This is a genomic window from Ruegeria sp. AB9, from assembly GCF_056542585.1.
This window is the reverse complement of sequence record NZ_JBQGAA010000007.1, coordinates 68679-80258: the sequence shown is the minus strand read 5'-3', so window position 1 is coordinate 80258 and position 11580 is coordinate 68679. Positions and strand designations below refer to the sequence as shown.

Genomic DNA, 11580 nt, shown 5'->3' with positions numbered 1-11580 from the left:
TCGTGCGCCATATCGCTGCTTGGGTGGGTGTCATGCTTAGGCCGCCGCGGCTTTTGTTTGCACTGGCCGGTGCGCTCTATCTGACGGCGCTGGCTCGGGATGGCGCCGACCAGTGGATCGACGCTACCGTGCTCCCCCCTGTATTGTCTGAAACTTCGGTCGAAATGCGGGACCGGAACGGCGACCTTCTGCGTGCGTTTCCGGTTGAGGATGGCATCTGGAGACTACAACCCGGCGCAATCGATCCGAACTTCACGGCCATGCTGATCCGATATGAGGACAAACGGTTCTGGACCCACACCGGAGTGGACCCGATCGCCATGCTGCGGGCCACAGGGCAAAGCCTGTGGAACAGGCGGACGGTTTCAGGCGGATCTACCCTGACCATGCAAGTGGCGCGGTTGATTGAAGACGGCTCAACCGGGCGCTGGAGCGGCAAAATCCGCCAGATTAGAGTCGCTTTGGCATTGGAGCGGCAGCTTAGCAAACAACAAATCCTGACCCTTTATCTGACCCACGCGCCATACGGAGGCAATCTGGAAGGTATACGCGCCGGTACCCGCGCGTGGTTTGGCAAAGACGCAACCCGGCTGACCGCCGCGCAGACGGCTCTGCTGGTTGCGTTGCCGCAATCTCCGGAAGCCCGACGCCCGGATCGTAAGCCTGAGGCAGCCCGAGAAGCGCGTGACCGGGTTCTGCGCAGACTCGAGCGCCAAGGTGTCCTGACCGGGGCTGAAGTGCGCGCCGCTCTGACGGAACCCCTGCCAGATCGGATGAACCCGTTTCCACGCCTTGCACCACATCTGACTGACCGCGTGAAGCGACAAGTGCCCGCGACCAGCGCCTTTAATCTGACCCTGGATGCCGGGTTGCAGGCCCGTTTGCAGGTTTTGGTGGCTCAGGCCGCCACCCGGATCGGACCGCGCGTTTCCGGGGCCCTGATCGTAGCCAATCATCAAAGCGGAGAGGTTTTGGCCTCGGTCGGGTCCGCCGGGTATCAGGACGCGCGACAGGGCTTTGTGGATATGACCCGGGCCGTACGGTCGCCCGGATCGACCTTGAAGCCTTTGATCTACGGGCTGGCTTTCGATCAGGGGTTGGCCCATCCCGAGACCCTGATCAGCGACAGCCCCGTGATGTTCGGTCGATACGCCCCGCGCAATTTTGACGGCGCATTCCGTGGAGATGTGCGGGTGCGGGATGCATTGCAACTGTCGCTGAACATCCCCGTTGTGCGGCTGACGAATGAATTGGGACCCGCCCGTGTCATGACGGCAATGCGGTCGGCCGGATCAGATCCGCGTCTGAATGGCGACACCCCAGGATTGGCGATCTCTTTGGGTGGTGTGGGGTTGAGCCTGCACGATCTGGTACAGATTTACGCCACTCTGGCTGCCGGAGGACAAGGCCCGATCCTGTATCACGATACGCTGGCAGAAGCGCGGCAAACTCAGCGCGTTTTGTCACAGATCTCTGCCTGGCAGGTCGCGGACATTCTGGCCGGGCTTGTACCACCGGCAGGAGGTGCAACAGGGACGCTTGCCTATAAAACCGGCACATCTTATGGCCACCGCGATGCGTGGGCCGTTGGTTTTGACGGACGGCACGTCATCGGGGTCTGGCTGGGTCGCGCAGACGGAACGCCAGTTCCCGGCGCGTTCGGAGGCGACCTCGCCGCACCGCTTCTGGCCGAAGCATTCCGCCTAGTTAAACCCGAACTTACACCTTTGCGCCCACCACCACCCTCGACCTTGCTAGTGGGCGCTGCTCAATTGCCTCAACCCTTGCAACGTTTCCGCCCGCGCACGGCAGCTTTCGAGGACGACCCTTCCGCGCCGGACTTGTTGTTCCCCCCCAATAATGCCGTGTTAGAGACGTTTGGATCACCTCTGACAGTCAAACTGCGCGGGGGCGTCGGGCCGTTTTCTGTACTGGCGGATGGTGTACCCGTGCTGACCGGGCAGCGGCAACGAGAGTTCGAAATCCCCAATCCGGGAACCGGTTTCACATCGCTCGTTGTGGTGGATGCACAAGGTCAATCCGACCGAGCGGCAATCAGGATTGATTAGCGCCGCCCCTCACGCAGCCAACCACCCAGCAGGAACCCCCCAGCCAACAGCAAGACCAGCCAAGGCGGTAGCAAACCAGCCTGCGTGACGTCCCGCGTCTCATAGGCATTCCGCGGGGTCAGGCCGATCCAGCCCCGACCGGCCGCTGGACGCCCAGCGCGCACGTTTCGGATCGACGGTAAACCATCCTCCAACCGGATCAAGCCACCACGCGCGCTGGCCAGAACCGGTTCAAGAACATCACCCGTTGCGATGGTGCGTTCAAATTCCTTCGGCGCGGCAGGGCCAAGGCCAATCACGGCCATGTGGTCACCTTCCTGCAAACGATAAAGACCAATCTCAGGCCCATAATACTGCGCCTCGAACCGGCCTGGAGAAACCTCTTCCAATGTGATCTCCAATGTCTCGCCGTTCGGTCGTGTCACCGTCACCGAACCCACTTCGTCGTCAAGAGACTGACGAATAATGCGCATGGATTGTCCGTTGGCCTCGGCCCACAGCGCTTCTTCCTCGAGTTCGGGTTCCTTCATCATCCAATGGGCCAGCCTGCGCAGCAGTTCCAGCTGCGGGCCGCCGCCTTCAAAGCCGCGGCTCCACAGCCAGGCATGGTCCGAGGCCAGCATCGCAACACGCCCTTCGCCCACTCGGTCCAGAACCAGCAGGGGGCGTTCGTCAATGCCCGTCATCAGAACCTCGCCCGAGCGATGGTTCACATCGATCTGGCGCAACCAGGCTCCCCAATCTTCGGAATCGCCAAGATTTGTTGTGACCGGATGGCGCTGACCCAAGTCGCTGACCTTCGGAACAAAGCGTTCCTCGAAGACACGCGCGGACGGTTGCGCTGGCAGGATCGGCGCCAGCGGCGACCGGAAAATGCTGTCAGCTCCGGCGAAATCGGGACCGGCCGCAATCAGAACTGCGCCGCCGTCATTGATATAACTGGTGACGTTGTCCAGATAGATCGCAGGCAGGATGCCGCGCCGCTTGTAGCGGTCGAAGATGATCAGGTCGAAATCGTTGATCTTTTCCAGAAACAACTCGCGGGTCGGGAAAGCGATTAACGAAAGCTCATCGACCGGCACACCGTCTTGTTTTTCGGGCGGGCGCAGAATGGTGAAGTGCACCAGATCGACCGAGCTGTCGGATTTCAGCAGGTTGCGCCAAGTGCGCCCGCCGGGATGCGGCTCACCCGAGACCAGCAGAACGCGCAGGCGATCCCGAACGCCGTTCATCTGGATCAGCGCGGTGTTGTTGCGGTCGGTTAACTCACCGTCGGCCTGAGGCACTGAGAATTGGATCACATTTCGCCCGCCATGAGGCAGAGTGATGGGCAGTTCAACGTCCCGATCGATTGGAATACTCAACCGCTCGGGCTCGCCACCATCCACGGAAATCTCCAGCGGCGCTGTTGCGGTACCCGCCGGGGCCGCTCCGCTGTCTTCAACGCGTAGGGTCAAAGTCACCGATTCACCGATAATGGCAAAGGCGGGCGCATTTCGCACGATAAGCCTGCGATCCCAATCGCTTTCGCGCCCGGATTGCAGAAGGTGCATCGGTGCTGGCAGTTCCGGGGCCTGATCGGCATCGTGCACGATTCCGTCCGACAACACCAGAATGCCCGCGATGCGCGCGCGCGGTTCTTCGGCCAGTGCCTCATTCAGGGCGGCCATGACCTGCGTGCCCTCATCCCCATCACCGTCGCCGACCTGAATGCGGCGCAGTTCCGTATTGTCTCGTGCTTCGATCTCAGCAGCGAGTTCCTCGGCGGCCTGCGCAGTTTGCTCGGCCCGGTCCGAAAGCGTCTGGCTGGCGCTTTCATCTTCGATCATCAAAACGATATCTGTCAGCGGAGCGCGGTCTTCAATCTGATAGACCGGACCGGACAGCGCCGCGATGATAACGAGAGCCGCCAATCCCCGCAGAGCCCAGCCTGACAGGCCGCGCCACAAAGCCATTGTGATCCCAGCGGTAGCAATCACCGCCACCGCAATCAAAACGGGCCACGGAATCAGCGGATCGAAAATGACGGTTCCGGTCATTGTCCCAACCTGTCCAGAAGGGCGGGCACGTGAACCTGATCGGATTTGTAGTTCCCGGTCAGCACATGCATCACCAGATTGACGCCAAAACGATTGGCCAGTTCGCGCTGCCGTTCCCCAGCATAGCCGCGCCCGACGGGCAACAGGGCCTGCCCATTGCGATCCACGGCCCAGGCTCCGGCCCAGTCATTGCCGCCGATAACGACCGGCGTCACATTGTCGTTGAGGTTGCGAAAGGGCATCCCCTCGATCTGTTCCGCGTCCATTGGAGCGGCTTCGACCCAAACGTCTGTACCGGAATAGCGACCCGGGAAATCCTGCAGCAAATAGAAGGTTCGGGTCAGGACGTGATCACGCGGAATCGGTTCTAATGCAGGGATATTCAGCGGTCCGGCCAGTTGTTGCAACTTGCGGCCATTCGGGCTGGACGCGCCAAAACCGGCGATATCTGCGTCGCGCGTATCAAACAGGATCATCCCGCCCGAGCGCAGATAAGCGTTAAGTTTGATGTAAGCTTCAGCCGAAGGTTGCGACTGGTTCGGTGTAATGGGCCAATAGAGCAGTGGAAAGAATGCCAGCTCATCACGTTCCAGATCAACTCCAATGGGGTTCGCCGGTTCAACCGAGGTGCGATAGAACAAGGTTTGAGCCAATCCCCGCAATCCGGCCTCTGCAATATCGTCTACCTGCGCGTCACCCGTCAGCACATGCGCCAGCACAAGTTCACGTGTCGCCGCCAGGGCGAACTCGGTATCTTCGGGCGTCTGCGCCTGTACTTCGGGCACCAGCAGAAAGGCAGCCAGCACAGCAGCTGTCGTTCGGGCCAGACCTAACCTGCCCGACAAAGCCAGTGAGGCAATCACATCAACCGTCAGCAAGATCAGTGCGAGGCTGAGCAACAGACCCCCAAGTGGGGTTTCGGTGCTGACCTCCTGCCCCTTGATCGGCACGTTTGCGGGCCAGATCACCGGGCGCAGTTCGGTTTCTTCCGAGACCACGTTCAATGCCAGCTTCTGTTTGCCACTTTCGTACAGACCGGGCCTCAAATCCGGCCCGATCTGGCCCGAGATCAGCTGCACCCCGTCGACACCGGCCAGTGTTCCGGCATCCGACAGGGCACCAAAGCCATCCATGATCTGTACCGGTTCCCACGTGGTGCCCTGCAACTGCGCCTCTTGCCGAGACTTGGCAGCAGAGGCTACGGCCAAACGATCCAGCATCTCAACGAACAGACCCGACAGCGGCAGGCTGGACCATTCCGCATCCGCAGTGACGTGGAACAGCACCACCTGCCCAAGTCCCAATGCCTTGCGAGTCACCAAGGGTGTACCGTCGGAAAGCGAGGCAATCACGCGATCCGCTAAATTAGGGTCTGGTTGGGCCATGACTTGTGTCGAGACAACCACGTCATCAGGTATATCCAGACCGTAGAATGGAGAATTCTCAGGGAACGGAGCCAGCGTCTTGGCCTCGCCCCAGCTCATCGCTCCGCCGACAGATCGTCCACCGCTGCGCAGCCGCGCAGGTAACAGGGTGTCTTCGCTGTCCCGCCCCAGATCGCTGGCCGCCATGCGCGGACCCGCAAAACGCAAAAGCAGGCCTCCCTGTTCGACCCACTCGATCAAGGCGGCCTCTTCCGGTTCCGACATCTGCGCCACGTCCGACAGAACGATCACATCCGGGTTGGCGGGCAGAACCTCAAGCAAACCACCATCGACAAAATCCGCGGTCGGGATCAGGACCTGTGTCAGGTAATGCAGTGGTGACAACAGCTCCAACCCTTCACGGTTGAGAGTTCCGGCAATCAGCGCAACCTCGCGCCGACGCAGGCTGTCATCGGTCAGGGTCACGGCCCCGGCCGACCGTAGACCCTGAATTTCAAACCGAGTAATACGGGCGCGCAACTCCGATGGCAGCGCCAGATCGACCTGCGCCGTGATTTCGCCGGCTTCAAGGGTCAATTCAACAGAATGCAGCACCCGTGCCGTACCCGCCGGATCACGCCCCTGTGCCAGTACCGTCACTCGATCTTCCGGTCCGGGGCCTGCGCGCTGTACGGTCAATTGGATCAGCCCGTCCTGATAGGCCGCAGGCAGGAGCGCAAGAGGCCTGGACGCCGCCTGATAGACCGTCACATCACCGCGCGCCTGCAAGCTGGAAACCAACTCCGCGTGGTCTACATAGTCCAGCCTGTCACTGAACCAATGGGTATCAAACCCACCGTCAACGACATTCAAAGCGGCGATGGTCTGAGCAATCTGATCTTCATTCGGCTGCCAGGGGTTTGGGGTCAGTCCCGGCAAACGCCCGCGCCACGCTTCCGCAGCCTGAAAAACAGGCGTTTCAGGCTCTGTCAGGCGCAGGATCGCGACAGTGCGGCCTGCGCGTCCCGCCTCGGTCAGTTGAGTGTCTATCTGGTCCAGTGTCGCCGGCCAGCGCGCGGCGCCGGCCCAACTGGCATCCAACACCAGCAGAAGCGGCCCGGTTCCAGTCTCATCCCGTGATGGGTTCAGGACCGGCCCGGCCAGCCCAATAATGATCGCGGCGGCGGCCAGCATCCGCAGCAGCAACAGCCACCACGGTGTGCGGTCTGAAACGCTTTCGTCATCCTTCAGCCCTAACAGCAATGTAACCGCGGGGAACATACGGCGGATCGGTGCGGGCGGTACTGCACGTAGGATGAGCCATAGAATTGGCAGGGTCAGAAGACCCAGCAAAACCCAAGGCGCGGTAAAGCCGATGCCCGCCAGAACCGTCATCGCGTTCCCCCGTCCAGCGCACGATAGAGCCACAACAGAGCCGCTTGCGCGCTATCGCCGGTGTGGTGCAGGCCCAGTTGCCAGCCCGTCGCCCGGCATAACTGCGTCAGCGCGTCCTTACGGCGCGCAAGGCGTTCCAGATAACGGTCCCGCAACTCGGCTGCCTTGAGCGTTTCGTGCCGAACGGACCCTCCGACGCTTTCGAAAATGGTGCGCCCGCGATAGGGAAACGACTCTTCACTCGGGTCCAGCACCTGTAGAACAACGCCACGCACGCCGCGGTCGGCGGCTTTGGTCAAGGCAAGCTCGACTTCGTCCATGGAGCCAAGGAAATCAGAGATGAACACGGCACGAGCATGAGGGATCATGGCGCGGTGTTCAGGGGGGGCGTAATCCGTTTGATCATCCTCGGACCAGGCCTGTGCCAGCCGGATGATCTGCGCATTGCCACGGCGCGGTGGCAAAGTTGTACCTGTCAGGCCAACACGCTCGCCACCTCGGACCAGCAAGATTGACGTTGCCAACCCCAAAAGCCGGGCACGATCCGCTTTGGTGGGTAGGGTTTTGTCGGACGCAAACCGCATCGACGCCCCCTGATCGACCCAAAGCATCACTGATTGCGCGATCTGCCATTCCCGTTCACGTACAAACTGCTGGTCCCCACGAGCTGAGCGACGATGATCGATCATGCGACGGCTGTCACCGATCTGGGCCGGGCGGTATTGCCAGAAATCATCCCCCATACCGGACCGCCGCCTACCATGGTCGCCCAGTAAAACGGTTCCGGCCAAATGCTCTGCACGCGCCAACAGAGCGGGCAGCCGTGATGCCTCGGCTTCGGATCTTTCGCGAAGGGTCAGCGCGGCATTCACGCTGCCGCCTCGGTCCGGATCAGTCCAACAGCAGTGGATTCGATCAACTCTGCAAGGCTGTCACCACGAGCCCGGGCTGCAAAGTTCAGTGCCATCCGGTGACTGAGTACCGGGCGTGCCATATCCAGAACATCCTCGGCATTGGGTGCTAAACGCCCCTGCAACATCGCACGAGCCCGCACTGTCATCATCAGCGCTTGCGCTGCCCGAGGGCCCGGGCCCCACGCGACAGTTTCGGCAACCCGTTCGGATACACCGGCTTCTTCGGGACGGAAGGCCCGCACCAGATCAAGGATCAGTTCAACAACAGATTCTCCGACCGGCATCCGGCGCAACAGGACCTGCGCAGCCAGCAAGTCTTCTTTGCTGAAAATTTGATGCGCTTCCTCTTCTTCAACCCCGGTTGTGGCTAGCAGAATATCCCGCTCGGTCTGACGGTCGGGGTATTCGACGTCTATCTGTACCAGAAAACGGTCAAGCTGAGCTTCGGGCAGCGGATAAGTGCCTTCCTGTTCAATCGGGTTCTGCGTGGCCAACACATGGAATGGCGTACCCAACGACCGGTCTTCGCCGGCCACGGTCACTGTACGTTCCTGCATCGCTTGCAACAGCGCCGACTGTGTACGTGGGCTTGCCCGGTTGATCTCGTCCGCCATCAGCAACTGACAAAAGATAGGACCGGGAATAAAACGGAAATGGCGGCTGCCATCGTCGGCAGTGTCCAATACTTCAGAGCCAAGAATGTCGGCAGGCATCAGGTCAGGTGTGAACTGAATGCGGTTGCCATGCAGGCCCATCACCGTCGACAAGGTCTCGACCAGACGCGTCTTGCCCAGCCCCGGCAGACCGATCAGCAGGGCATGGCCGCCGCACAAAAGTGCGGTCAATGTCAGGTCCACCACCCTCTCCTGCCCGATGAAGCGGCGGGTGATCGAGGCCTTGGCCTCTTGCAGCTTGTTTTCCAGCGCTTCGATCTCGGCTACGAGGTCGGCAGGTTCGGTCATGACTTTCCCTTCCGTGGACTAATATGATTGAAGTGTATCGCGCTAAGAGGAAATGGCAAAAACAATGAGCGGACAAAAACCTGTGAAACCGTCGCCGGATGGTCTGGCGGCATCAGTCAAAGCAGCCAAAACCAAGGGTTTACCGCCCGTTCACCTCTGGAATCCTCCGTTTTGCGGCGATCTGGACATCAAGATCGCAAAAGATGGCACTTGGAGTTATTTAGGCTCGCCCATCAACCGTTTCGAGCTTGTGAAGCTTTTTTCCTCAATTCTTAAGAAAGAGGATGGAAAATACTATCTGGTAACGCCGGTTGAAAAGGTGGGAATCACTGTCGAAGACGCGCCGTTTGTCGCCGTGGATTTCGACCGGGACGGTGAAGGTGAGACCCAGTCCCTGACATTCACAACCCATGTCGGCGACAGCGCCATTGCCGGAATTGATCATCCAATCCGGGTTGTCGTCAACCCGGATACAGAAGAACCCTCACCTTACATATTGATCCGCGCTAACCTCGAAGCCCGCATAGATCGCAAGAGCTTCTACCGCCTCGTTGAGATCGGAACGCACCATGGCGGCTGGTTTGGTGTATGGTCAGGCGGGCAGTTCTTTGGGCTGACCCCCTCATCCGACCTGCGCTGACTTGGGCATGCGATCCTGCGCCAGCACGACAGCCAGTGCAACAATGCCCGCGCCCAGCGCCCGGGTCCAGTTCCACTCGTCCCCAAGCATCAGCATAATCAGCATGACGTAAAACGGGGCAACGTTGATGTGAAAAGAGGCCAATGCCACGCCCAGCTTGCCGACCGAAGTGATGAAAAGAACCTGGCTAAGCCCCATGGCAACCAGCGCATAGATCGCAAGCATACCCGCCTGCGGCACATCGAAGGCTGTCGCAGGCGTCACTTCCACACCAAATCGCGCTGATCCGAATATCAACAGCGAAGCCATAGCCAACCCTCCGATAAAGGTGATCGTCGTACGCCCGGTTTGGCTCAGTTCAGGGAAATCCCGGGCGGTTGCCATGCTGGCCCAGCAAAACAGCGCCGTTGAAACAACGGCGCAGGCCGCGCCCAAGCCCAATTGGGCCGGCGCCAAAGCGCTGGTGGCGATCAATCCGCCGACAATCGACACAAGCACGCCCAGTGCAAAGTTCCATTTCAACCGACGTGTCCCCGCAGCCAATTCAAGCAATGTCGCCACCAGGGGCGCGCAAGAGGCGATGATCGCCACCGTCACCGGATCGGTCAGTTTTTGCGCCAGGATCAACAGAAACATTCCCAACCCAAGCCCAAAGCCGCCGACGATCATTGCATGGCCCCAGCGGGCCGAAATAACGCGGCGCGGTCCATCCATCATCACCCAGACCGGTACCATCACCAAAACAGCCAGTGCCAGTCGCGCGGCCAATAAGGCGACGGGCGGCCATGTCTGCAACAGAACTTCGGCCGCCGGAAACCCGGCCGCCCAGGTCAGCATCGAGGCAACAGCCAACCCATTACCCGACAAAGCAGAATACTGCCCTGCTGACGCAGAAAGACCGCTCCCGCGTGCGGGGTCTGGGCTCATGGCCATCGTGTTCAAACCTTCCATTGGCACGGCGTTGGTAAAATGATTCGCCGCAATGCAAGCAACGTCCCCGATTTCACTGGTTCGATCTGGTCGAATTTCGACAAACTGTCGTTTTCTGTCACTTTCGCAGAAACCGACACGCGGATAAGGTCGGCTCACAAGCTGTCCAAGGGCCGCCAATGCCAAAATTCGCCGCGAATATCTCATTGCTCTTTGCCGAACTTCCATATCTGGACCGGTTTCAGGCAGCGGCAGACGCCGGGTTCAAAGCAGTCGAGATTCTGTTCCCCTACGAACTTGCGGCAAAAGAAACCCAGCGCGCTTTGCTGTCCAACGGGCTCGACCTGGTCCTGATCAACGCGCCTCCGCCGAATTATACAGGTGGGACACCGGGTTACGCCGCCATCCGGGGCGGTGAAGAGCGGTTTCAGTCAGATATCCGCCGCGTTCTACGTTATTCCGAGGTGTTGCGACCCGGATTTATTCACGTCATGTCGGGATACGCTGCCGGGGTGGATGCGACGGACTGCTTCGTGCGCAACCTGCAGTGGGCCGCCGATTTCGCGCCGCAACAGACCTTCACGATCGAGCCGCTCAATCCAGTGTCCCAGCCCGGCTATTTCCTGAACGATTATGATCTGGCGACAGAAGTGCTGAGCCGTGTGGATCGCCCGAATGTCGGTCTGCAATATGACAGTTTTCATGCGCACATGATTCACGGTGACGCGCTGGCTGTCTGGGAGCGTTTTCACCCCAAGGTTATCCATGCCCAGATCGGGGCCGCCCCTGACCGGTCTGAACCGGGGCGCGGGCCCACGGATTTCGCAGAACTTTTCGCGGCGATGGACGACGCTGGCTATAGCGGATGGGTTAGCGCCGAATACACGTCTTCAGCCACGCGAACGGCTGCGACTTTGGCATGGATGCGACTTTAACGCCGGTCATCAGGCTGGAATTTACTGCCTAAATAACGCACATCTTGGGCAACCCGTTTTCAAGGAAGTTTGAAATGATCCCTGCCCGCTTTGCCCATTCCATCTTTGGCCTGATCATGTCCGGTCTGATGTCTTGCATCGTCACCGGCATCGCCACAGTAAAGGCGGTTGGGTTCGGCCCTGGCACTCTTGGCGACTGGATGGCGTCCTGGGCCTTTTGCTGGCCCATCGCTTTCATCGTCATTCTGACCCTCGGACCTTCTGTCAAACGTATGGTCGAGGGGTGGGTCAGACCTCAGGACTGACCCGCTGCGAAGATGGCCCGCCGGGGC

At 60.1% G+C, this 11580-nt stretch carries 9 protein-coding genes; 4 read left to right on the top strand and 5 right to left on the bottom strand.

Annotation, left to right across the window (positions count from 1 at the left end):
- The first annotated feature begins 32 nt into the window (after nt 1-32).
- On the top strand, nt 33-2069 hold the full coding sequence (gene pbpC, locus ACR0K5_RS15280; RefSeq protein WP_480630513.1) for a penicillin-binding protein 1C: 2037 nt from the start codon (nt 33-35) through the stop codon (nt 2067-2069).
- Here the strand turns inward: pbpC and ACR0K5_RS15275 are convergent.
- Genes ACR0K5_RS15275 through ACR0K5_RS15260 form a run of 4 tightly spaced genes read right to left on the bottom strand, consistent with a single transcriptional unit; the run spans nt 2066 to nt 8743 of the window.
- The gene (locus ACR0K5_RS15275; protein ID WP_480630512.1) at nt 2066-4108 is read right to left on the bottom strand and encodes a hypothetical protein; all 2043 of its coding nucleotides are present in this window, start codon (nt 4106-4108) and stop codon (nt 2066-2068) included. The two genes, pbpC and ACR0K5_RS15275, sit on opposite strands and share 4 nt — an antisense overlap.
- Nucleotides 4105-6867, bottom strand: coding sequence for a DUF4159 domain-containing protein (locus ACR0K5_RS15270; RefSeq protein WP_480630511.1), 2763 nt, complete (start codon nt 6865-6867; stop codon nt 4105-4107). The genes ACR0K5_RS15275 and ACR0K5_RS15270 overlap by 4 nt, the downstream gene beginning before the upstream one ends.
- Nucleotides 6864-7739, bottom strand: a complete 876-nt coding sequence (locus tag ACR0K5_RS15265; RefSeq protein WP_480630510.1) for a DUF58 domain-containing protein — start codon at nt 7737-7739, stop codon at nt 6864-6866. Before ACR0K5_RS15265 ends, ACR0K5_RS15270 begins: the two co-directional genes overlap by 4 nt.
- Nucleotides 7736-8743: an AAA family ATPase gene (locus ACR0K5_RS15260; RefSeq protein WP_480630509.1), complete on the bottom strand. Its 1008-nt coding sequence runs from the start codon at nt 8741-8743 to the stop codon at nt 7736-7738. The genes ACR0K5_RS15265 and ACR0K5_RS15260 overlap by 4 nt, the downstream gene beginning before the upstream one ends.
- Before the next feature lie 64 nt (nt 8744-8807).
- On the opposite strand from ACR0K5_RS15260, the gene ACR0K5_RS15255 reads away from it, so the two are divergent.
- Complete coding sequence (locus ACR0K5_RS15255) at nt 8808-9383, top strand: DUF1285 domain-containing protein (RefSeq protein ID WP_480630508.1); 576 nt, start codon at nt 8808-8810, stop codon at nt 9381-9383.
- Here ACR0K5_RS15255 and ACR0K5_RS15250 read toward each other — a convergent pair.
- Nucleotides 9366-10334, bottom strand: a complete 969-nt coding sequence (locus tag ACR0K5_RS15250) for a DMT family transporter (protein WP_480630507.1) — start codon at nt 10332-10334, stop codon at nt 9366-9368. The genes ACR0K5_RS15255 and ACR0K5_RS15250 overlap by 18 nt on opposite strands.
- A gap of 158 nt (nt 10335-10492) precedes the next feature.
- Here ACR0K5_RS15250 and ACR0K5_RS15245 point away from each other — a divergent pair, with 158 nt between their 5' ends.
- Nucleotides 10493-11248, top strand: coding sequence for a hydroxypyruvate isomerase family protein (locus ACR0K5_RS15245; protein ID WP_480630506.1), 756 nt, complete (start codon nt 10493-10495; stop codon nt 11246-11248).
- 74 nt (nt 11249-11322) lie between these two features.
- On the top strand, nt 11323-11553 hold the full coding sequence (locus ACR0K5_RS15240) for a DUF2798 domain-containing protein (protein ID WP_480630505.1): 231 nt from the start codon (nt 11323-11325) through the stop codon (nt 11551-11553).
- Nucleotides 11554-11580: the final 27 nt, after the last annotated feature.

What these genes read in the sequence shown, in the direction of transcription:
- ACR0K5_RS15270 (WP_480630511.1), bottom strand. Translation starts at nt 6,867, where the DNA reads ATGACGGTTCTGGCGGGCATCGGCTTTACCGCGCCTTGGGTTTTGCTG.
- ACR0K5_RS15240 (WP_480630505.1), top strand. Translation starts at nt 11,323, where the DNA reads ATGATCCCTGCCCGCTTTGCCCATTCCATCTTTGGCCTGATCATGTCC.
- ACR0K5_RS15245 (WP_480630506.1), top strand. Translation starts at nt 10,493, where the DNA reads ATGCCAAAATTCGCCGCGAATATCTCATTGCTCTTTGCCGAACTTCCA.
- pbpC (WP_480630513.1), top strand. Translation starts at nt 33, where the DNA reads ATGCTTAGGCCGCCGCGGCTTTTGTTTGCACTGGCCGGTGCGCTCTAT.
- ACR0K5_RS15255 (WP_480630508.1), top strand. Translation starts at nt 8,808, where the DNA reads ATGAGCGGACAAAAACCTGTGAAACCGTCGCCGGATGGTCTGGCGGCA.
- ACR0K5_RS15250 (WP_480630507.1), bottom strand. Translation starts at nt 10,334, where the DNA reads ATGGAAGGTTTGAACACGATGGCCATGAGCCCAGACCCCGCACGCGGG.
- ACR0K5_RS15275 (WP_480630512.1), bottom strand. Translation starts at nt 4,108, where the DNA reads ATGACCGGAACCGTCATTTTCGATCCGCTGATTCCGTGGCCCGTTTTG.
- ACR0K5_RS15260 (WP_480630509.1), bottom strand. Translation starts at nt 8,743, where the DNA reads ATGACCGAACCTGCCGACCTCGTAGCCGAGATCGAAGCGCTGGAAAAC.